Here is a 21,142-nt window from a genome sequence, read left to right as displayed (position 1 = left end):
GCCGCCGGAGATCCGGCGGCCCCTCGCTCCGTTCCCGGCGGCCCTCAGCGCGGCCGGCCGGCCAGGGCCAGGGTGCGATGGGCCTGGGCCACCACCGCCGCGTCCACGAAACGGCCGTCCGGCAGCGCCAGCGCACCCGCCTCCGCCCCGGCCGCCGCCACGATCTCCTCGGCCGCCGCCACCTCCTGAGAGGTCGGCCGGAACGCCCGCTCGATCACCGGGAGCTGCCGGGGATGGATCGCCGCCCGGCCCAGGAAACCCAGGGCCCGGCCGTGCGCGCAGGAGGCCCACAGCCCCTCCAGGTCCCGCACGTCAGGGAAGACCGACTGGGCGGGCGGGGCCAGCCCGGCCGCGCGGGCCGCCACCACGACCCGGCTGCGCGCCCAGTCCAGCCCGGTGTCGTCCCGTACCCCGAGATCCGCCCGCAGATCCGCCTCGCCCACGCCCAGGGAGCGGACCTGGGCATGGGCCGTCGCCACCGAGTACGCGTGCTCGATGCCGAGCGCCGACTCCAGCAGCGGACAGAGCGGGACCCCGGGGGCCAGCGCCGCGAGATGGTGGACGGACGCCGCGTGCGTGATCTTCGGCAGCCGCAGCTCGCCGAGGCCCGGCAGCCCGGCCAGGGCCACCACGTCCGCCTCCGCGTGGACCCGGACGTGCACCGGCACCGCCCCGGCCGGAGGCGGATCGGCGAGCAGTTCGGCGGTGGCCGCGCGGGCGTACTCCTTGCGGTCGGGGGCGACCGCGTCCTCCAGGTCCACGATCACCACATCCGCCCCCGCCCGCTGCGCCTTGCGGACCACGTCCGGCCGGTCCCCGGGGACGTAGAGCCAGGTCAGATGCGTTCCGCCGGTCACAGGACGCGCTCCTCGCGCAGCGCGGCGATCTCCGTGCCGCTCAGCCCGAGCCCGGTCAGGATCTCCTCGGTGTCCGCCCCGTGCGGACGCCCCGCCCAGCGGATCGACCCCGGCGTCGCGGAGAGCCGGAACAGCACGTTCTGCATCCTGAGCGGCCCCAGCTCCGGATCGTCGACCTCCGTGACGGAGTCCAGGGCCCGGTACTGCGGGTCCTCCATCACGTCCCGGATGTCGTGGACGGGCGCGATGGCGGCCTCGGCCTTCTCGAACGCGTCGACCGCCTCGTCCCGGGTGTGCCGGGCGATCCAGTGGCCCACCGCCTCGTCCAGCTCCTCGCTGTGCTCGGCCCGGGTGGCCCCGGACGCGAACCACGGCTCCTCGATCAGCTCGGCCCGCCCCACCAGCCGCATCACCCGCTCCGCCACGGACTGCGCCGAGGTGGAGACGGCGACCCACTGGCCGTCCGCGGTGCGGTAGGTGTTGCGCGGGGCGTTGTTGCGCGAACGGTTGCCGGTGCGCGGCTGGACGTAGCCCAGCTGGTCGTACCAGAGCGGCTGCGGGCCCAGCACCGTCAGGATCGGCTCGATGATCGCCATGTCCACGATCTGGCCCTCGCCGGTGCGGTCCCGGCCGGCCAGCGCCGCCATCACGGCGAAGGCGGTGGCGAGCGCCGCGATCGAGTCGGCCAGGCCGAACGGCGGCAGCGTCGGCGGACCGTCCGGCTCCCCGGTGATCGCGGCGAAGCCGCTCATCGCCTCGGCGAGCGTGCCGAAGCCCGGCCGGTGCGCGTACGGGCCGAACTGGCCGAAGCCCGTGACCCGGACCAGGACCAGCCGGGGGTTGACGGCGTGCAGCTCCGCGGGTCCGAGCCCCCAGCGCTCCAGGGTGCCCGGCCGGAAGTTCTCGATGACCACATCGGTCTCCCGGGCCAGCCGCAGCAGCAGATCGCGGCCGTCCGGACAGGACAGGTCCAGGGTCAGATTGCGCTTGTTGCGGCCCAGCAGCTTCCACCACAGGCCGACCCCGTCCTTCGCCGGCCCGTGCCCGCGCGAGGGATCGGGCCGCACCGGATGCTCGACCTTGATCACATCGGCGCCGAAATCGCCCAGCATGGTCGCGCAGAGCGGTCCGGCGAACAGGGTGGCGAGGTCGACGACCCGCAGCCCGCTCAGCGGCGCCGTTCCCGGGGCGGTCACGCGGCACCGATCTCGCTGCGGTACGGCATGGAGACCGAGGCACCCGGTTTCTGTACGCAGAGCGCGGCGGCCGAGGCGGCCCAGGCGATGGCCTGAGGCACCGGGCGCCCCTCGCCGAGCGCCACGGCGAGCGTCCCGACGAAGGTGTCCCCGGCCCCGGTGGTGTCCACGGCGGTCACCTCGGGCGCCGGGAAGAGCACGGCCCGGCTGCCCCGGGCCGCGTACAGGCAGCCCTTGGAGCCGAGCGTGATGACCACCGCGGGCACCTGGCTGAGCAGCACCTCGGCCGCGGCGTGCGGTTCCGACTGCCCGGACAGCTCGGCCGCCTCGTGCTCGTTGGGCACCAGCAGGTCCACGCAGTCCAGGAGTTCGGCCGGCAGCGGCTGGACGGGGGAGGGGGTGAGCACGGTCCGCACCCCCTGGGCGTGGGCGGCCCGCGCGCCCTCGATCACGGCCGGCAGCGGCAGCTCCAGCTGGAGCAGCAGCAGATCGGCCTCGGCGATGGCGGCGATCTCGCCGGGGCCGAGCGAGGTGACCGTGCCGTTGGCGCCCGGGATCACCACGATCGCGTTGGACCCCTCGGCGTCGACGACGATGTGCGCGGTGCCGCTCGGCCCCTCGGCGGTGTGCAGGAGATCGGTGTCCACACCCGAGTGCTCCAGGTTCTCCCGCATCATCGGCCCGTACGCGTCGTCGCCGACCGCGCCGATCATCATCACGTCACCGCCCGCACGGGCGGCGGCGACCGCCTGGTTGGCCCCCTTGCCGCCGGGAACGGTGCGGAACTCCCGCCCGGTGACGGTCTCCCCGCGCTCCGGGGCCCGGTCGACGTAGGCCACGAGATCCATGTTGGTGCTGCCGAGCACCGCGACTTTGGTCATGGGCGGAGTGCCTCCTCCTGGGTGAGCCGGTGGGTCAGGTCGGCGAGGGTGTCGAAGCCGACCGTGTCGAAGCCGGGGACGGACGTGGCGAGCCGGTTCTTGAGCGGGGCGGTCCAGCGTTCGGGCAGCGCATCGGGGTGCCCGGCCAGCAGACCGGCGAGCGAACCGGCGGTCGCCCCGTTGGAGTCGGTGTCCCAGCCGCCGGAGACCGCCCGGCAGATCGAACCGGTGAAGTCGCCGTCGGCGTGGGTGAGGGCGGCGGCCAGCAGGGCCGCGTTGGGCAGGACATGCACCCAGTGATACCGGCCGTAGGCCGCGTGCAGCCGGTCGACGACCGTATCGAAGGCGGATTCCTCGCGGGCGGTGGCGATGCCGTCCCGTACGGCCCGCGCGAAGCGGGAGCGCGGCGGGACCACGCGCAGTCCGGCGGCCAGGCAGCCGTGCACGTCCGTTCCGCCGCCGGCCGCCTCGGCGAGGGCCGCCGCGGTGAACATCGCGCCGTACACCCCGTTGCCGGTATGGCTCAGACAGGCGTCGCGGTGGGCCTGTTCGGCCGCCGCGACCGGGTCGCCCGGACGGGTCCAGCCGTGGACGTCGGCCCGGATCTGCGCCCCGATCCACTCCCGGAACGGGTTGCGGTGCCGGGCGGTCTCCGGCGGCTCGATGCCGTCCAGCAGATTGCGGTACGCGATCCGCTCGGCGGTGAACGTGCGGCCGGCCGGCAGCTCCTCCAGCCAGAGCCGGGCCAGATCCGCCGTGCCGAAGTCCCGGCCGTACCGCTGGAGGAGCCGCAGGGCCAGCAGCGGGTGGTTGAGGTCGTCGTCCTCGGGCATCCCGTCGATATTTTCGGCCAGGGAGGTGGGCGCGGAACGCCGGTTCCACGGATAGGTGGCGGCCAGCGCGGGCGGCAGGCCCTTCCCGGTGAACCAGGTGGACAGCGGCCAGTTGCCGGTGGCGCGGGCGAGCGCCCGGATGCCCTCCAGCGGCAGTTTCTCGACCGGTTTGCCCAGCAGGCAGCCGGCGGCGCGGCCCAGCCAGGCGGCGTGCAGCCGGTCGCGGTCCACGGTGCGCGGCCCGGCCGGCGGGCCCGGCCGGTCCGGGCAGGCGGCCCGGATCGCGTCCAGCTCCGTCGGTTCGTCGTCGGCCAGCGGCGCGTCCAGCAGTGCCAGTTCGTCCAGCAGCCGCAGGGCGACGGCGCGCAGCGCGGGCGGGGCCGGGGGCGCGGAGGCGCCCGCGCGCTCCGGGGCGGGCGAACCGCCGGCCTCGTACCAGCGGTGGGCGAGCGCGCGGGCGTCGCGGCCGTCCTCGGCGGCCTGCCGCAGTTCGTGTCCGACCAGGTCCTCCGGCTGCACCCAGGTGGCCCGCACCGGCGCGGTCACGGGCGGGCCGCCAGCGCGATGAAGGCCGCCTCGTGGGTGCGCCGGCGCGCGGTGTCCCGGGCGAACACCTCGCGGGCGACCTCGGCCACCGTGCGCGCCGGGGCGTGCAGATCGAGCCGGCTGGCCTCGCCGACCGCGCGCGCCCACTCCGCGGGGACGGCGCCCTCGCCGTGCAGGGCGCCCGCGAGCGCGCCGCTCATCGTGGCGATCGAGTCGCAGTCCCGCCCGTAGTTGACCGAGCCGAGGACCGCCCGGCGGTAGTCCCCGTCCGCGGCCAGCAGCATGCCGAGGGCGACGGGAAGCTCCTCGATGGAGTGCAGCCGGGAGGGCCGGCGGGCGCCGAGCGAGGGGGCGCGGTAGTCGGGGCCGACCGTGTCGAACGGGGCGACGGCCTCCCGCAGCGGGCGGAGGGCCCCTTCGACGTCCCGGTGGCGGGCGGCCGTCTCGCAGACCGCCTCGATCGCGGCCCGGGTGCCGTCCTTGGCCAGCGCCAGACAGGTCTCGACGACGCTCGCGGGGGTGGCGCCGGGGGTGCACGCCGCGGCCACCGCCGCCGCGAAGACCCCGGCCGCCTCCCTGCCGTAGCTGGACTGATGGGCGCCCGCCACGTCCAGCGCCTCGGCGTACGCGGTCCGGGGGTCGCCCGCGTTCACCAGGCCGACCGGCGCCATGTACATCGCCGCGCCGCAGTTGACGATGTTCCCGGCGCCCGCCTCGCGCGGGTCGACGTGGCCGTAGTGCAGCCGGGCGACGATCCACTTCTCGGCGAGGAAGATCCGCTGGAGCGGCAGCGCCTCGGCCTCCAGCTCCGGGATCCAGCGCAGATTCGCGATCAGTTCCGGGACGAGGTGGTCGGCGACGGCGTACGCGTCGAGGTGGTCGCGGACCTTGCCGTAGACCCGGACCAGCGCATGGGTCATCAGGGTGTCGTCGGTGACGTGTCCGTCGCCCTTGTGGTACGGGGCGATGGGGCGGGCGGTGCGCCAGGCGTCGCCGTCCCAGGGGCCGACGATCCCGGTGATCCGGCCGCCGTGGCGGGCCACGATGTCCTCGGGCGGCCGCCCCTCGACCGGGCCGCCGAGCGCGTCGCCGACGGCGGCGCCGATCAGCGCGCCCGCGATCCGGTCATCGAGGGTGGACGTCGTGGGGGGTGCGGACCGGGTGGGCGCCAGGGGCGCGGTGGATGTCATGCCCGAATTGTCCCCCTATGGGGGCCGGTTCCGTGTCTGCCAGCAGCCCGGCGAGTTCGATGAGGTCCGTGCCCGCGAACCGCGGCAGCGCGCAGCCGGCCAGGGTGCGGCAGGCCTCGCGCCAGCCGTCGGGCACGGCGGCGCCCGAACCGAGCGCCCCGGTCAGCGCGCCCGCCAGCGCGGGCGCCGAGTCCGCCACCCGGGAGAGGCAGGCGGCCGCCGGAACCGCCTGGGTGATCTCGCCGCGCGCCGCGGTGGCCAGGGCGAGGGCGACCGGCACGGTCTCGGCCGCGGCGATGCCGTAGCTGTAGACGTGGTCGACGATCTGGTGCTCCAGCACCGGGACGAGGGCGAAGGCGCCGGCCCGTTCACCGGCGAAGTCGCGGGCGATCCGGACCGCGTGGGCGGCGTTGCGGGCGATCTCGGTGCCGTCGGGGAGCTGGGCGAGCGCGGCGTTCACCGCCGTGTCCACGTCCGCCCCGCCGAGCGCCTCGGCGACGGCCGCGGCCATGGCCCGTGCCCCGTGCACCCCGTCGCCGTCCTGGGTGTAGCGCGCGTCGAACTCCGCGAGCGCGGCGGCCGGTCCGGGCGCGCCCGGGTGCGCCACGGCCAGCACGACGGCGCGCACGCACGCGGCGTCGTCGAAGTAGTGCGGATTGTCGTGGCCGGTGGCGGGCGGGCGCAGCCCCGCGGCGAGGTTCCCGAGCCCGGCCCGTACCGAGATCCGGGCCCGCAGCGGCAGTACCGCGGACTCCACCTCGGGCGCGCGGGCGGCGGCCGCGGCGACCTCGGCGGCGAGCGCGTTCCACGCGGCGTCCACGGCGGCCCGCATCCGGCGCTCCGGGGCCAGCCCCTGCAACGCGCCCGCGGCCGAGGTCAGCACGGTCCCGGCGGCGAACGCCGCCCATTCGGCGTCGTCGGAGGGGCCGAGCCGCAACGGTTCGGGCGGCTGGTTGAGGGCGATGGGGACCGGCAGGGTGGTGGTCGCGTTCTGCTCGGCGAAGGTGTCGAGCTCCCGGGTGAGGCGGCGGGTCCACTCCGGCATCCGGGCCGCCCGGTGGCGGGCGGCCGGCCAGCCGGCGGCGTCCCCGGAGGCGAGGCCCAGCAGCAGCCCCTCGATGCGGGCACGCCGCCCGCCGCTCATCGCCGCACCGCCGTCGCACCCGCGCCGGCCCCGGGGGCGTGCGCGGCGGCGGCCCCACCGGGCCGTGTGCGCGGTGCCTCGCGCGGCGCGGCCGCGACGGGGAGGCCGACGGGGCCGGGGGAGCGGTGCTCCTCCGTGTCGTCCGGGGTCAGCAGCTCCGCGATGTCGCGTACGTGGTAGCCGCGCATCGAGGGCAGGCAGCTGCCCCGGACCGGGCCGATCGCGTCGGCCCAGCCGCGCGGGATCGCCTCCTCCCCGTGCAGCGCCCCGGCCAGGGCCCCCGCCACCGCCGCCGTCGTATCGGCGTCGCGTCCCATGTTGACCGCCGTCAGCACCGCCGTACGGAAGTCGCCGCGGGCCGCCGCGAACGCGCCGAAGGCCAGCCCCACCGCCTCCGGCGCCAGGTCCGTCCACGGATAGCCGCCGATGACGACGGCCGAGCGCACCGCCCGCTCCATGGTCAGCCGGTCGGGGTAGGCGCGCTGGGCGGCCGTCACCGCGCGGCGCAGCGAGCGGGCGGTCCAGGAGTCCATCGGGACGACGGAGAGCGCGGCGGCGATCACCGCGGTGACCCCGGCGCCGGTCATCGCGGCGGCCACCCCGGCGGCCACCGCCTGGCCGCCGTAGATGCCCTCGCCCTCGTGGCTGACCCGGCCGTCCACCGCGACCAGCCGGGCCGCCTCGGCGGGCCGGCCCGCCGCGAAGACGCCGAAGGGGGCCGCCCGCATCGCCAGTCCGTCGCTCCAGGCGTGCCGGTGCTGGGCGGAGATCGGGGCGGCCAGGCCCCTGCGGAGGTTCTCCAGGGTGCCGCGTTCGCTGAAACCGGCGCCCCGGAACGGACCCTCGTCCAGGTCCGCGATCCACCGGTGCCAGGCCCGCTCGACGTGGGTGACGGTCAGCGCCGAGCCGTGCCGGGCCAGCAGCAGTCCGGAGAAGATCGCGTACTCGGTGTCGTCGGTGCCCGCCGGGTCCTCGCTCACGAACCCCTCGATCCGGCCCCAGCGGCGGCGGATCTCGGAGGGGCGCATGTTCTCCGCCGGGGCGCCCAGCGCGTCGCCGACGGCGAGGCCGACGAGCGCGCCCCTGGCCCGGCCGGCGGCCGGGCCCTCCGCGGCCCGCGTCCCGCCCGTCCCCGGCCCCGCCGGATTTCCCGCGGTCAGCTCCATCGCCTCGACCCTCCGCTCGTACCGAGCCCGATCCGTCTCTGTGGGATCTGTGCCACGCGAAGCCCCGGCGAAGGCCGATTATCACCACAAAACGTCCACTCGGATGACGGTCTTCCGACAGGAAGGAAGGCCGTACTCAGTTGGTTGCACAGGGTGGTAAGTACGGCCTGCCTTGCTGGCGGGAGCGATTTTTCGTGCGTACTTTCGAAGCGTCGAGCGGGGGCGGGGCGCGGTTGTCCCGCCACCGGAAGAAGGGGAGAGACGTGGCCATCATCGAGACCGAAGCGGTCCTGCACGAGGCGCACCGCGACAACCACACTCACCGTGACGTCAACGGCGGCTGGCTGCGTCCGGCGGTCTTCGGCGCCATGGACGGTCTGGTCTCCAACCTCGCCCTGATGACCGGAGTGGCCGGCGGCGACGTGTCGCACCGCACGATCGTGATCACCGGGCTGGCCGGACTGGCGGCCGGGGCCTTCTCCATGGCGGCCGGCGAGTACACCTCCGTCGCCTCGCAGCGCGAGCTGGTCGAGGCCGAGCTGGACGTCGAACGCCGCGAGCTGCGCAAGCACCCCGCGGACGAGGAGCGCGAGCTGGCCGCGCTCTACGAGTCGCGCGGCGTCGACGCCCCGCTGGCCCGCGAGGTCGCCCGGCAGCTGTCCCGCGACCCCGAGCAGGCGCTGGAGATCCACGCCCGCGAGGAACTGGGCATCGACCCCGGCGACCTGCCCTCGCCGCTCGTCGCCGCCGGATCCTCCTTCGGCGCCTTCGCGCTGGGCGCGCTGCTGCCCGTCCTGCCCTATCTGCTCGGCGCGACCGCGCTCTGGCCGGCCGTGCTGCTGGCCCTCGTCGGGCTCTTCGGCTGCGGGGCGGTGGTGGCCCGGGTCACGGCCCGCACCTGGTGGTTCAGCGGACTGCGCCAGCTCGGGCTCGGCGGTGCGGCCGCCGCGGTCACCTACGTCCTGGGCGGGCTCTTCGGCGTCGCCGTCGGCGGCTGACCCCCCGTACGGCCCCGTCCCTTCGGCCACGCGCACCCCGGTGCGCGTGGCCGAAGCCGTGTCCGCCGCTCGTGTGACACACGCCCGTAACATGTGTGTGATGTACGTCCTGATCGCCGCCTCTGGGCGGATCGGCAGGACGCCCCGTAAAATGAGTCTCTATGCAGGGCTACACATAAGTAGCCATTACCCGGCGGTTTCGTTTTCTTTTCCGCCGGGCATGAGCCGTAGACACCGCAGGCAACGACGCCTGCTCTCTGTGGCATCCCAGGGCGCCGATCCTCCGACTGCGACCCACCCCCCACCGTTCGCGCGGTGTCCGCATGTTGGAACAAGCTATCCGCTTCTTGAGAAGCGACCCATCATGTAATCTGCATCAACTTTCGCAGAGGGCCAACGTCGTCCCTCGGCACGCATATGCCACGACGACGACGGGAGAGCCGATGCGCACCGACGCCTGGTCGCCCATGGACGGTCGCCCCGCCCCTCAGGGGATGTACGACCCCCGCAACGAGCACGACGCCTGCGGCGTCGGATTCGTCGCCACGCTGACCGGTGTGGCCGACCACGAACTGGTCGAGCAGGCGCTGACCGTACTGCGCAACCTCGAACACCGCGGCGCCACCGGATCCGAGCCCGACTCCGGTGACGGAGCCGGGATCCTGCTCCAGGTGCCGGACGCCTTCCTCCGCGAAGAGGTCTCCTTCGAGCTCCCCGAGGCCGGCGGCTACGCCGTGGGCATCGCCTTCCTCCCCGCGGACGACTCCACCGGCGCCGTCCGCGCCATCGAGAAGATCGCCGTCCAGGAGGGCCTGAAGGTCCTCGGCTGGCGCGAGGTCCCGGTCACCCCCGACATCCTCGGCAACGGCGCCCGCTCGACCATGCCCGAGTTCCGCCAGCTCTTCGTCGCCGACGGCACCAGCACCGGCATCGCCCTGGACCGCAAGGCCTTCGTCCTGCGCAAGCGTGCCGAGCGCGAGGCCGGGGTGTACTTCCCCTCGCTCTCCGCCCGCACCGTCGTCTACAAGGGGATGCTCACCACCGGGCAGCTGGAGCCGTTCTTCCCCGACCTGTCCGACCGCCGCTTCGCCACCGCGGTCGCCCTGGTCCACTCCCGCTTCTCCACCAACACCTTCCCCAGCTGGCCGCTCGCCCACCCGTACCGCTTCGTCGCCCACAACGGCGAGATCAACACGGTCAAGGGCAACCGCAACTGGATGAAGGCCCGCGAGTCCCAGCTCGCCTCCGACCTCTTCGGCGCGGAGAACCTGGACCGGATCTTCCCCGTCTGCACCCCGGACGCCTCCGACTCCGCCTCCTTCGACGAGGTCCTGGAACTGCTCCACCTCGGTGGCCGCTCGCTGCCCCACTCGGTGCTGATGATGGTCCCCGAGGCGTGGGAGAACCACGACTCCATGGACCCGGCCCGGCGCGCCTTCTACCAGTACCACTCCACCCTGATGGAGCCCTGGGACGGCCCGGCCTGCGTCACCTTCACCGACGGCGTCCAGGTCGGCGCGGTCCTCGACCGCAACGGTCTGCGCCCCGGCCGCTACTGGGTCACCGACGACGGACTCGTCGTCCTCTCCTCCGAGGTCGGCGTCCTGGACATCGACCCCGCCAAGGTCGTCCGCAAGGGCCGCCTCCAGCCCGGCAAGATGTTCCTCGTCGACACCGCCGAGCACCGCATCATCGAGGACGACGAGATCAAGGCCGCCCTCGCCGCCGAGCAGCCCTACGAGGAGTGGCTGGAGACCGGCGAGATCGAGCTGGAGGACCTCCCCGAGCGGGAGCACATCGTGCACACGCACGCCTCCGTCACCCGCCGCCAGCAGACCTTCGGCTACACCGAGGAAGAGCTGCGCGTCATCCTCGCCCCGATGGCCCGCACCGCCGGCGAGCCGCTCGGCTCCATGGGCACCGACTCGCCGATCGCCGCGCTCTCCGCCCGGCCCCGGCTGCTCTTCGACTACTTCACCCAGCTGTTCGCCCAGGTCACCAACCCGCCGCTGGACGCCATCCGCGAGGAGCTCGTCACCTCGCTGCGCTCCTCGCTGGGCCCCGCGGGCAACCTCCTGGAGCCGACCGCCGCGTCCTGCCGCAGCGTCACGCTGCCCTTCCCGGTGATCGACAACGACGAGCTGGCCAAGCTCATACACATCAACGCCGACGGCGACATGCCGGGCATGAAGGCCGCCACCCTCTCCGGTCTCTACCGGGTGAGCGGCGGCGGCGAGGCACTGGCCGCCCGGATCGACGCCATCTGCTCCGAGGTCGACACCGCCATCGAGGACGGCGCCCGCCTGATCGTCCTCTCCGACCGGCACTCCGACGCCGAGCACGCGCCGATCCCCTCGCTGCTGCTCACCTCCGCCGTCCACCACCACCTCATCCGCACCAAGCAGCGCACCCAGGTCGGGCTGCTGGTCGAGGCCGGGGACGTCCGCGAGGTCCACCACGTCGCCCTGCTCATCGGCTACGGCGCCGCCGCGGTCAACCCGTACCTCGCCATGGAGTCCGTCGAGGACCTGGTCCGCGCCGGTACGTTCATCGAGGGCATCGAGCCCGAGCAGGCCATCCGCAACCTGATCTACGCCCTCGGCAAGGGCGTCCTCAAGGTCATGTCCAAGATGGGCATCTCCACGGTCGCCTCCTACCGCGGCGCCCAGGTCTTCGAGGCCGTCGGTCTCGACGAGGAGTTCGTCGCCACGTACTTCAACGGCACCGCCACCAAGATCGGCGGCGCCGGCCTGGACGTCATCGCCAAGGAGGTCGCGGCCCGGCACGCCAAGGGCTACCCCGCCTCCGGCATCTCCGCCTCGCACCGCGCGCTGGAGATCGGCGGCGAGTACCAGTGGCGCCGCGAGGGCGAACCGCACCTGTTCGACCCGGAGACGGTCTTCCGCCTCCAGCACGCCACGCGCAACCGCCGGTACGACATCTTCAAGAAGTACACGGACCGGGTGAACGAGCAGTCCGAGCGGCTGATGACGCTCCGCGGCCTGTTCGGCTTCACCTCGGACCGCCCGTCGATCGACGTCGACGAGGTCGAGCCCGTCTCGGAGATCGTCAAGCGCTTCTCCACCGGCGCCATGTCCTACGGCTCCATCTCCCGCGAGGCCCACGAGACCCTCGCCATCGCCATGAACCAGCTGGGCGGCAAGTCCAACACCGGTGAGGGCGGCGAGGACGCGGACCGGCTCTACGACCCGGCCCGCCGCTCGTCGATCAAGCAGGTCGCCTCCGGCCGCTTCGGCGTCACCAGCGAGTACCTGGTCAACGCGGACGACATCCAGATCAAGATGGCGCAGGGCGCCAAGCCCGGCGAGGGCGGCCAGCTGCCCGGCCACAAGGTCTACCCGTGGGTCGCCAAGACCCGGCACTCCACCCCGGGCGTCGGCCTGATCTCCCCGCCGCCGCACCACGACATCTACTCCATCGAGGACCTGGCTCAGCTGATCCACGACCTCAAGAACGCCAACCCGGTCGCCCGCATCCATGTGAAGCTGGTCTCCGAGGTCGGCGTCGGCACGGTCGCCGCCGGTGTCTCCAAGGCCCACGCGGACGTCGTCCTCATCTCCGGCCACGACGGCGGAACGGGCGCCTCCCCGCTCACCTCGCTGAAGCACGCGGGCGGCCCCTGGGAGCTGGGCCTCGCCGAGACCCAGCAGACCCTGCTGCTCAACGGCCTGCGCGACCGCATCGTCGTGCAGACCGACGGCCAGCTCAAGACCGGCCGCGACGTCGTCATCGCCGCGCTGCTCGGCGCCGAGGAGTTCGGTTTCGCGACCGCGCCGCTCGTCGTCTCCGGCTGCGTCATGATGCGCGTCTGCCACCTGGACACCTGCCCGGTCGGCATCGCCACCCAGAACCCGGTCCTGCGGGACCGCTTCTCGGGCAAGGCCGAGTACGTCGTCAACTTCTTCGAGTTCATCGCCCAGGAGGTCCGCGAGCTCCTCGCCGAGCTGGGCTTCCGCTCGATCGAGGAGGCCGTCGGACACGCCGAACTCCTCGACACCGACCGCGCGGTCAGCCACTGGAAGGCCCAGGGCCTGGACCTGGCCCCGCTGTTCCACGTGCCGGAGCTGCCCGAGGGCGCCGTCCGCCACCGGAACACCGAGCAGGACCACGGCCTGGCCAAGGCCCTCGACAACGAGCTGATCCGGCTCGCCGCCGACGCGCTCGGCGCCGACAGCGCCGAGGCCGCCCAGCCGGTCCGCGCCCAGGTCGCCATCCGCAACATCAACCGGACCGTGGGCACCATGCTCGGTCACGAGGTGACGAAGAAGTTCGGCGGTGCGGGCCTGCCCGACGACACCGTCGACATCACCTTCACCGGCTCCGCCGGCCAGTCCTTCGGCGCCTTCCTCCCCAGCGGCGTCACGCTGCGCCTGGAGGGCGACGCCAACGACTACGTCGGCAAGGGCCTGTCCGGCGGCCGCGTCGTCGTCCGCCCGGACCGGGGCGCCGACCACCTCGCCGAGTACTCCACCATCGCGGGCAACACCATCGCGTACGGTGCCACCGGCGGCGAACTGTTCCTGCGCGGCCGCACCGGTGAGCGCTTCTGCGTCCGCAACTCCGGCGCCACCGTCGTCTCGGAGGGCGTGGGCGACCACGGCTGCGAGTACATGACCGGCGGCCACGCCGTCGTCCTCGGCGAGACCGGGCGCAACTTCGCGGCCGGCATGTCGGGCGGCGTCGCCTACGTCATCGACCTGAACCGCGACCACGTCAACGCCGGCAACCTCGGCGCGGTCGAGGAGCTGACCGGCACCGACGAGCAGTGGCTGCACGATGTCGTGCGCCGCCACCAGGAGGAGACCGGCTCCACGGTCGCCGAGAAGCTCCTCGCCGAGTGGGACACCGCCGTGACCCGCTTCAGCAAGATCATCCCGTCCACCTACAAGGCCGTGCTCGCCGCCAAGGAAGCCGCTGAGCTCGCCGGTCTCTCCGAGCAGGAGACCACCGAGAAGATGATGGAGGCGGCGACCCATGGCTGACCCCAAGGGCTTCCTGACCACCGGGCGCGAGGTCGCCGAGACCCGCCCCGTGGGCGAGCGCGTCAAGGACTGGAACGAGGTCTACGTTCCGGGCTCCCTGCTCCCGATCATCAGCAAGCAGGCCGGCCGCTGCATGGACTGCGGCATCCCGTTCTGCCACAACGGCTGCCCGCTCGGAAACCTCATCCCCGAGTGGAACGACTACGCCTACCGCGAGGACTGGACCGCCGCGTCCGAGCGGCTGCACGCCACGAACAACTTCCCGGAGTTCACCGGGCGGCTCTGCCCGGCCCCGTGCGAGTCGGCGTGCGTCCTCGGCATCAACCAGCCGGCCGTCACCATCAAGAACGTCGAAGTCTCCATCATCGACAAGGCGTGGGACAGCGGAGACGTCACCCCGCAGCCGCCCGAGCGCCTCTCCGGCAAGACCGTGGCCGTCATCGGCTCCGGCCCGGCCGGTCTCGCCGCCGCCCAGCAGCTGACCCGGGCCGGCCACACCGTGGCCGTCTACGAGCGCGCGGACCGCATCGGGGGACTCCTCCGCTACGGCATCCCCGAGTTCAAGATGGAGAAGTCGCACATCAACCGCCGCATCCAGCAGATGCGCGCGGAGGGCACCAAGTTCCGCACCGAGATCGAGATCGGCAAGGACATCGACGCCGCGAAGCTGCGGCGCCGCTACGACGCCGTCGTCGTCGCGGCCGGTGCCACCGTCTCCCGCGACCTGCCCGTCCCGGGCCGCGAGCTGAACGGCGTGCACTTCGCGATGGAGTACCTGCCGCTCGCCAACAAGGTGCAGGAGGGCGACCTGACGGTCTCCCCGATCACCGCCGAGGGCAAGCACGTCGTCGTGATCGGCGGCGGCGACACCGGCGCCGACTGCGTCGGCACCGCCCACCGCCAGGGCGCGCTCTCCGTCACCCAGCTGGAGATCATGCCCAGGCCGGGCGAGGAGCGGAACGCCAACCAGCCCTGGCCGACCTTCCCCATGCTCTACAAGGTCACCTCCGCGCACGAGGAGGGCGGCGAGCGGGTCTACTCCGTCTCGACGACCCGCTTCGAGGGCGACGAGGACGGCAACGTCCAGGCCCTCCACCTCATCGAGGTGGAGTTCAAGGACGGTAAGCTTGAGCAGAAGCCCGGCACCGAGCGGACGATCCCCGCACAGCTGGTCACCCTCGCGATGGGCTTCACCGGCACCGACCAGGCCAACGGCCTGGTCCAGCAGTTCGGTCTGGAGCTCGACGCACGGGGCAACATCGCCCGTGACGAGGACTACGCGACCAACGTCGAGGGCGTGTTCGTCGCCGGAGACGCCGGCCGCGGCCAGTCCCTCATCGTCTGGGCCATCGCCGAGGGCCGCTCCGCGGCACGCGGCGTGGACCGTTTCCTGACCGGAGCCAGCGCCCTGCCGGCCCCGATCCGCCCGACGGACCGTTCCCTGACGGTCTGATCCGGCCCACCGACGTCCCGCACAACGGCGTGCGGAACTGAACACGGCGCCTGCCCGTCCCCGACCGGACCCCGGCAGGCGCCGTGGCGCGTCCCGCGCCGGTCCTGACCGTCCTCAGACGGTCAGGACCAGCGCGCACGTGGCCGCGGCCGTCGCCGCCACGGCCACCACCAGCCCGGTCAGCACGAACCGGCGCACCTCGATCACCGTGCCCTGCCAGCGGCACCGCTCGAACCACAGCAGCGTCGCCAGCGACCCCCACGGGGTGACGACGGAACCCGCGTTCACCCCGATCAGCAGCGCGAGCAACTGGTCGTGGTTGCCCGCGGGCACGACCGCCTCGCCCGCCACGTACGCCGGCAGATTGTTCAGTACGTTCGCCAGGGCCGCCCCCACCCCGGCCGTGCGCAGCATCCCGGCGAGACCGCCGTCCGTGCCCAGCGCCCGCACCAGCAGCTCGTGCATCCCGTGCGCGTTCACCGTCTCCACCACCAGGAACATCCCGGGCACCAGCACCAGCAGCCGCCACGGCACCAGGGACGGACGCAGCTCCCCGGGGCTCCTGACCGCGTACGCCGCGACGACCACGGCCATCGCCACCAGCGAGGCCGCCCACAGAGGCACGTCCACCACCAGGATCGCCAGCAGGAAACCGGCACAGGCCGCCGCGCAGATCCGCAGCAGCACCGGATCCTCCACCTCCGGCGGGGCGGGCGGGGTGTAGCGGTCCGCGCCGCGCCGGCCCCGGCGCCAGTAGAAGACCCACAGGCACAGGGCGGTCACCGCGATCGCGGCCAGCTGCGGCAGCCACATCACCGCGGCCAGACCCGTGGGGGAGAGCGCCACCCGGTCCGCCGCCAGCAGATTCGTCAGATTCGACACCGGCAGCAGCAGACTCGCCGTATTGGCCAGCCACACCGTCGTCATCGCCAGCGGCAGGGCCGCGATGCCCACCCGGGTGCCGAGCGCCAGCATCACCGGGGTGAGCAGCACCGCCGTGGTGTCCAGGTTCAGGGTGATCGTGGTGAGCGAGGCGAACCCCACGCACAGCGCGAACAGCAGCGGATAGCGGCCGCGACCGGCCCGCGCCACCCGGGCCGCGACCAGATCGAAGACCCTGGCCCGCCCCGCCAGTTCCGCCAGCACGATCACCGTGGCCAGGAAGACCAGCAGCGGCCCCAGCCGGCCCAGCTGCTCGCCCGCCCGGTCCCGGGGCAGGAGCCCCGTCACCACCGCCAGGACGCCCAGGGCCAGCAGCCCGCCGGCCAGCCGGTCCAGCGGGTGCAGCAGCCGGATCCGGGACACCAGGACGCGCATGCCCTCAGCCTGTCAGCGCGGAGGTCTTCAGCACGACCAGCAGCACCAGCACCGCGCCCAGCACCACACATCCGGCGGCCTGGAAGGGGGTCCGGCGCGGACCGGGGGCGTACGCGTACACCACGGTGACCACCGCACCCGTCAGCAGCCCGCCCAGATGCCCCTGCCAGGAGGTGAAGCCCGCCGAGACCACCATCCACACCAGGAAGCCGGCCAGGAACCGGTTGACCGCGGCCATGTCCCGGCCCAGCCGCCGGTTGATCACGTAGAACGACGCCGCCAGACCGAACACCGCACCGGAGGCGCCCACCGCCGCGTCGTACGGCGCGATCAGATAGACCAGCACCGAGCCGCCCAGCGCCGACAGCAGATACAGCGCGAGATACCGCGCCCGCCCCAGCTGCTCCTCGACGACCCGGCCCAGGTTCCACAGCGCGTACATGTTGAACAGGATGTGCAGCACCCCGAACGGCAGCCCGCCGAGCGCGGAGCCGTCCGGCGGCAGATGCAGGAAGGAGCCCGTCAGCAGCCGGTACCACTCACCCGCCACCAGCCCCGTCTCGTGGAAACCGGGCGGGTAGTCCGTGTGCACATGGACGTACGCGGTGCCGTCAGGGCCGGTCAGCCCGGCCCCCAGCATCCCGAACCGGTCGACGAGCCCCGGCCGGACCAGCTCGGCCAGGTACGCCAGGACGTTCAGCCCGATCAGCGCGTACGTGACCACGGGCACCGCGGACCGCGCCACCGAGCCGCCGAACACCGTCCGGGCCTGCCGCACCGAGCGCCGCCCCTCCTTCACGCACTCCACGCAGTGGTGGCCGACGGCCGCCTCACGCATGCAGTCCGGGCAGATGAAACGCTCGCAGCGGGTGCAGCTCACATACGTCTCGTACGACGGATGGCGGTAGCACGTGGTGACGGCGGCCTCCATGGCCGGCTCCTTCAGCAAATGGGACGAGAGGCCGGTGGGGGCGGCGGCGATCAAGATAGCGAACCGGCGGAGTGCGGGCACATCCGGGTTTCGGACTCCGCCCGGGTGGTTCCCCGGACCGCGCGGACACCTTCCGCGGTCATCCGGACAGAAGATGTCGGGATTCCGGGGTTCGATGCACCCATGACCTCACCACGCTCCGTGTCCCCCGCCTCCTGGGCGGACTTCCGGGCGGCCGAGCCCGCGTTCGCCGAGACCGTCGAGCGCCGCTTCGGCCAGTACAAGCACCACGTCCTCGGGACCCTCCGCGCGGACGGCTCGCCCCGGCTCACCGGCCTCGAAGTCGAGTTCCGGCTCGGCGAGGCGCTGCTCGGCATGATGCCGCAGTCCCGCAAGGCCCTGGACCTGCGCCGCGACCCCCGCTTCTCCCTCCACGCCAACCCCGGACCCGACGCCGAGATGGCCGACGGCGACGTCCGAGTCTCCGGGTGCGCCGTCGAGGTGACCGACCCGGACCTGCTCGCCCGCTACATCGGCGAGGTGCATCCGCCCGAGCCCTTCCACCTCTTCCGGGCGGAGCTGACCGAGGTGGTCCGCATCGGGCTGGACGGCGGCGACACCCTGGTCATCCGGACCTGGCGGCCCGGCCGGCCGGTGCGCGAGATCCGCCGGGGCAACGACGACCTCCCGGCCTGACGGAGACCGCCGCGGCGCCGGGCGGACAATGGGCGGGTGCCTACCAAGAAGAAGCCCCAGGGGGCCCCGTCGCCCGAGCGCCGCGGCGAACTGTTGGCCACCGCCGCCGAGGTGTTCGCCGCCCAGGGATACAACGCCACGACCGTCCGCCGCATCGCGGACGAGGCCGGCATGCTCGCGGGCAGCCTCTACTACCACTTCGATTCCAAGGAATCGATGCTCGACGAGATCCTCTCCACCTTCCTGAACGAACTCTGGGAGGGGTACGACGCCGTCCTGGCCGCCGGACTCGGCCCCAGGGAGACCATCGAGGCGCTCGTCACGGAGTCCTTCCGCGAGATCGACCGGCACCGCGCGGCCGTCGCCATCTACCAGAAGGAGTCCGCGCACCTGGTCGACCAGCCCCGGTTCCACTACCTCGCCGACTCCCAGCGCAGGTTCGAGAAGGCCTGGCTCGGCACCCTGGAGCGCGGGGTCGCCGACCGGACCTTCCGGGCCGACCTCGACATCCGCCTCACCTACCGCTTCGTCCGCGACACCGTCTGGGTCGCCGCGTCCTGGTACCGGCCCGGTGGCCGGCACAGCCCCGAGGAGATCGCCCGCCAGTACCTCTCGATGGTCCTGGACGGCATCGCCCTGCGCCCCTGAACAGGGCCGCGCACCCCGTCCACGGCCCGGCGGCACGGGTGCTTCCCTCCGCCGGGCGACGGTTCGTGCTACGGTGGGGGCGTTGCAGTTTTGGTACCCATGAACTTTATGCGCGCCTGACGGGAATGCTTCGTCAGGCGCTTTATTGTTTTCCGGCTTTCTCCGGGTGGGGCTCAATGCGGCGACTTGGAATTCGTAAAGTGCGGATTTCCGGCACTGCACCTATGAGGAGATTGACATGGCTACTGGAACCGTGAAGTGGTTCAACTCGGAAAAGGGCTTCGGCTTCATCGAGCAGGACGGCGGCGGCGCCGACGTCTTCGCCCACTACTCGAACATCAACGCCTCGGGCTTCCGTGAGCTGCAGGAGGGCCAGAAGGTCTCCTTCGACGTCACGCAGGGCCAGAAGGGCCCCCAGGCGGAGAACATCGTCCCGGCCTGATCGCCTGACGCATATCTCACAGCCGGGACCCGCACCGCGAACGGTGCGGGTCCCGGTTTGTGCTGTCCCCAGGAGGGCAATCCCGTATGACCCGCTCCGAACGCCAGGACCGTCCCGCCCGCACCCGCCCGTCGAGGGGGCGCGGCACGGCCCAGGCCAAGGCAACCGCACAGGGTTCCGGCAAGGGATCCGGCAAGGCGTCGTCCCGTCGCAGGGCCACGCCGCCGCAGGGTGAGTTCGCCCTGCCCGAAACGACAACCCCCGCACTGCCCGCCGTCGAGGCGTTCGCCGAGCTGGACATGCCCGCCGCCCTGCTGAAAACCCTTGCCGCGCAGGGCGTCACCGAGCCCTTCCCGATCCAGGGCGCTACCCTGCCGAACTCGCTGGCCGGCCGGGACATCCTCGGCCGGGGCCGCACCGGCTCCGGCAAGACCCTCGCCTTCGGTCTCGCGCTGCTGGCCCGCACCGCCGGGCGCCGCGCCGAGCCCAAGGCCCCGCTGGCCCTCGTCCTCGTCCCGACGCGCGAGCTCGCCCAGCAGGTCACCGACGCGCTGACCCCGTACGCCACCTCGGTCCAGCTGCGGCTGGCCACCGTCGTCGGCGGCATGTCGATCACCAAGCAGTCCACGGCCCTGCGCCGGGGCGCCGAGGTGCTCGTCGCCACGCCCGGCCGGCTCAAGGACCTCATCGAACGCGGCGACTGCCGGCTGGACGAGGTCGCGATCACCGTCCTCGACGAGGCCGACCAGATGGCCGACATGGGCTTCATGCCGCAGGTCACCGCCCTGCTCAAGCAGGTCGAGCCGGACGGGCAGCGGATGCTGTTCTCGGCGACCCTGGACAAGAACATCGACCGGCTGGTCCGGATGTTCCTGACCGACCCCGTGGTGCACTCCGTGGACCCGTCCGCCGGTGCCGTCACGACCATGGAGCACCACGTCCTCCACGTCCTGGACGAGACCGACAAGAAGGCCGTCGCCACCCGGATCGCGGCCCGTGACGGCCGGGTCATCATGTTCGTCGACACCAAGCGCGCCGCCGACCGCTTCGCCAAGCGGCTGCTGGCCAGCGGGGTGCGGGCCGCGGCCCTGCACGGCGGACGCTCGCAGCCGCAGCGCAACCGGACCCTGGACCAGTTCAAGACCGGCCAGGTCACCGCGCTCGTCGCGACGAACGTGGCGGCCCGCGGCATCCACATCGACGACCTCGACCTCGTCGTCAACGTGGACCCGCCCACCGACCACAAGGACTACCTCCACCGGGGCGGCCGCACCGCCCGCGCGGGGGAGTCCGGCAGCGTGGTCACCCTGGTGCTGCCCGACGAGAAGCACGAGATGAACCGGCTGATGCGGGACGCGGGCATCGCCCCCCGCACCACCCGGGTCAAGTCCGGCGACGAGGAGCTCACCCGGATCACCGGGGCCCGCGAGCCCTCCGGCGTCGCCGTCGTGATCGAGGTCCCGCAGCCCACCCCGCCCAAGCAGCGCACCGGATCCGGGACGTCCCGCTCCGGCAGCCGGGGCCGGGGCAGGCGCTCCGGCGGGGCCGCGGCCGCCACCGGTGACGGCGGCACCCGTACCACGACCGGCACCGGCCGGTCCGCGGGCGGCCGGTCCGCCGGCGGCCGTGCCGACGGCTCGGGCCGCTCCGGCGGCGCCGGTCGTACGGGCGGCGCCGGCCGGGCCACCGGATCCGGCCGCTCCGGCGGTGCCGCCGGCCGCGGCGGAGCCCCGGCACGAGGCCGCCGCGCGGCCTGACGCCCCCGGGCGGTGAGCGACCGGCGACGGGCACGGTGCGCGGGCTTCGGCCCGCGCCACCGTGCCCGTCGGCCGTTCCGCGCG

At 73.3% G+C, this 21,142-nt stretch carries 16 protein-coding genes; 7 read left to right on the top strand and 9 right to left on the bottom strand.

Translation table 11 applies throughout. The annotated features are described in order from the left end of the window. Positions 1–44: 44 nt before the first annotated feature. Genes ACZ4FH_RS12160 through ACZ4FH_RS12130 form a run of 7 tightly spaced genes read right to left on the bottom strand, consistent with a single transcriptional unit; the run spans position 45 to position 7,813 of the window. The gene (locus tag ACZ4FH_RS12160; protein ID WP_383643656.1) at positions 45–857 is read right to left on the bottom strand and encodes an HpcH/HpaI aldolase/citrate lyase family protein; all 813 of its coding nucleotides are present in this window, start codon (positions 855–857) and stop codon (positions 45–47) included. Next, complete coding sequence (locus ACZ4FH_RS12155; RefSeq protein WP_467304178.1) at positions 854–2,053, bottom strand: CaiB/BaiF CoA transferase family protein; 1,200 nt, start codon at positions 2,051–2,053, stop codon at positions 854–856. The genes ACZ4FH_RS12160 and ACZ4FH_RS12155 overlap by 4 nt, the downstream gene beginning before the upstream one ends. After that, positions 2,050–2,934, bottom strand: coding sequence for a ribokinase (rbsK, locus tag ACZ4FH_RS12150; protein ID WP_383643662.1), 885 nt, complete (start codon positions 2,932–2,934; stop codon positions 2,050–2,052). The genes ACZ4FH_RS12155 and rbsK overlap by 4 nt, the downstream gene beginning before the upstream one ends. Next, positions 2,931–4,313, bottom strand: coding sequence for an ADP-ribosylglycohydrolase family protein (locus ACZ4FH_RS12145; RefSeq protein WP_467304177.1), 1,383 nt, complete (start codon positions 4,311–4,313; stop codon positions 2,931–2,933). Before ACZ4FH_RS12145 ends, rbsK begins: the two co-directional genes overlap by 4 nt. Next, positions 4,310–5,503 carry an ADP-ribosylglycohydrolase family protein gene (locus ACZ4FH_RS12140; RefSeq protein WP_467304176.1) on the bottom strand — a complete coding sequence of 398 codons (1,194 nt, stop codon included), beginning with the start codon at positions 5,501–5,503 and terminating at the stop codon, positions 4,310–4,312. The genes ACZ4FH_RS12145 and ACZ4FH_RS12140 overlap by 4 nt, the downstream gene beginning before the upstream one ends. Further along, positions 5,439–6,647 carry an ADP-ribosylglycohydrolase family protein gene (locus ACZ4FH_RS12135; protein WP_467304174.1) on the bottom strand — a complete coding sequence of 403 codons (1,209 nt, stop codon included), beginning with the start codon at positions 6,645–6,647 and terminating at the stop codon, positions 5,439–5,441. Before ACZ4FH_RS12135 ends, ACZ4FH_RS12140 begins: the two co-directional genes overlap by 65 nt. Then, positions 6,644–7,813, bottom strand: a complete 1,170-nt coding sequence (locus ACZ4FH_RS12130; protein WP_467304173.1) for an ADP-ribosylglycohydrolase family protein — start codon at positions 7,811–7,813, stop codon at positions 6,644–6,646. Before ACZ4FH_RS12130 ends, ACZ4FH_RS12135 begins: the two co-directional genes overlap by 4 nt. Before the next feature lie 263 nt (positions 7,814–8,076). Between ACZ4FH_RS12130 and ACZ4FH_RS12125 the strand changes: the two genes are divergently transcribed. The 3 genes from ACZ4FH_RS12125 (at position 8,077) to ACZ4FH_RS12115 (ending at position 15,267) form a co-directional block, all read left to right on the top strand. Beyond that, positions 8,077–8,811 (top strand): VIT1/CCC1 transporter family protein, encoded by a 735-nt coding sequence (locus ACZ4FH_RS12125; protein WP_467304172.1) that lies wholly within the window; start codon positions 8,077–8,079, stop codon positions 8,809–8,811. Positions 8,812–9,254: 443 nt separating this feature from the next. Then, entirely contained in the window at positions 9,255–13,814 is a 4,560-nt protein-coding gene (gene gltB, locus ACZ4FH_RS12120) for a glutamate synthase large subunit (RefSeq protein ID WP_467304171.1), read from the top strand. After that, positions 13,807–15,267: a glutamate synthase subunit beta gene (locus tag ACZ4FH_RS12115; RefSeq protein ID WP_467304169.1), complete on the top strand. Its 1,461-nt coding sequence runs from the start codon at positions 13,807–13,809 to the stop codon at positions 15,265–15,267. Before gltB ends, ACZ4FH_RS12115 begins: the two co-directional genes overlap by 8 nt. 114 nt (positions 15,268–15,381) lie before the next feature. Here the strand turns inward: ACZ4FH_RS12115 and ACZ4FH_RS12110 are convergent, their stop codons facing one another. Further along, on the bottom strand, positions 15,382–16,584 hold the full coding sequence (locus tag ACZ4FH_RS12110; protein ID WP_467304167.1) for an SLC13 family permease: 1,203 nt from the start codon (positions 16,582–16,584) through the stop codon (positions 15,382–15,384). Between the two features lie 4 nt (positions 16,585–16,588). Next, positions 16,589–17,515 carry a rhomboid family intramembrane serine protease gene (locus ACZ4FH_RS12105; RefSeq protein WP_467304165.1) on the bottom strand — a complete coding sequence of 309 codons (927 nt, stop codon included), beginning with the start codon at positions 17,513–17,515 and terminating at the stop codon, positions 16,589–16,591. Positions 17,516–17,698: 183 nt separating this feature from the next. Here ACZ4FH_RS12105 and ACZ4FH_RS12100 point away from each other — a divergent pair, with 183 nt between their 5' ends. The 4 genes from ACZ4FH_RS12100 (at position 17,699) to ACZ4FH_RS12085 (ending at position 21,058) form a co-directional block, all read left to right on the top strand. Next, positions 17,699–18,211, top strand: a complete 513-nt coding sequence (locus ACZ4FH_RS12100) for a pyridoxamine 5'-phosphate oxidase family protein (protein ID WP_467304164.1) — start codon at positions 17,699–17,701, stop codon at positions 18,209–18,211. Positions 18,212–18,247: 36 nt separating this feature from the next. Continuing rightward, positions 18,248–18,859: a TetR/AcrR family transcriptional regulator gene (locus tag ACZ4FH_RS12095; RefSeq protein ID WP_383643693.1), complete on the top strand. Its 612-nt coding sequence runs from the start codon at positions 18,248–18,250 to the stop codon at positions 18,857–18,859. A gap of 238 nt (positions 18,860–19,097) precedes the next feature. Further along, positions 19,098–19,301, top strand: a complete 204-nt coding sequence (locus tag ACZ4FH_RS12090) for a cold-shock protein (protein WP_006123767.1) — start codon at positions 19,098–19,100, stop codon at positions 19,299–19,301. Positions 19,302–19,387: 86 nt separating this feature from the next. Further along, entirely contained in the window at positions 19,388–21,058 is a 1,671-nt protein-coding gene (locus ACZ4FH_RS12085; RefSeq protein WP_467304161.1) for a DEAD/DEAH box helicase, read from the top strand. Positions 21,059–21,142: the final 84 nt, after the last annotated feature.

The sequence above is a fragment of the Streptomyces sp. NPDC024555 genome (assembly GCF_055559335.1).
This window is presented reverse-complemented; position numbering and strand designations above follow the sequence as displayed.

Coding starts and splice junctions, on each gene's coding strand:
- ACZ4FH_RS12115 (WP_467304169.1), top strand. CDS start 13,807: ATGGCTGACCCCAAGGGCTTCCTGACCACCGGGCGCGAGGTCGCCGAG.
- ACZ4FH_RS12085 (WP_467304161.1), top strand. CDS start 19,388: ATGACCCGCTCCGAACGCCAGGACCGTCCCGCCCGCACCCGCCCGTCG.
- ACZ4FH_RS12105 (WP_467304165.1), bottom strand. CDS start 17,515: ATGGAGGCCGCCGTCACCACGTGCTACCGCCATCCGTCGTACGAGACG.
- gltB (WP_467304171.1), top strand. CDS start 9,255: ATGCGCACCGACGCCTGGTCGCCCATGGACGGTCGCCCCGCCCCTCAG.
- rbsK (WP_383643662.1), bottom strand. CDS start 2,934: ATGACCAAAGTCGCGGTGCTCGGCAGCACCAACATGGATCTCGTGGCC.
- ACZ4FH_RS12090 (WP_006123767.1), top strand. CDS start 19,098: ATGGCTACTGGAACCGTGAAGTGGTTCAACTCGGAAAAGGGCTTCGGC.
- ACZ4FH_RS12130 (WP_467304173.1), bottom strand. CDS start 7,813: ATGGAGCTGACCGCGGGAAATCCGGCGGGGCCGGGGACGGGCGGGACG.
- ACZ4FH_RS12140 (WP_467304176.1), bottom strand. CDS start 5,503: ATGACATCCACCGCGCCCCTGGCGCCCACCCGGTCCGCACCCCCCACG.
- ACZ4FH_RS12100 (WP_467304164.1), top strand. CDS start 17,699: ATGACCTCACCACGCTCCGTGTCCCCCGCCTCCTGGGCGGACTTCCGG.
- ACZ4FH_RS12135 (WP_467304174.1), bottom strand. CDS start 6,647: ATGAGCGGCGGGCGGCGTGCCCGCATCGAGGGGCTGCTGCTGGGCCTC.
- ACZ4FH_RS12110 (WP_467304167.1), bottom strand. CDS start 16,584: ATGCGCGTCCTGGTGTCCCGGATCCGGCTGCTGCACCCGCTGGACCGG.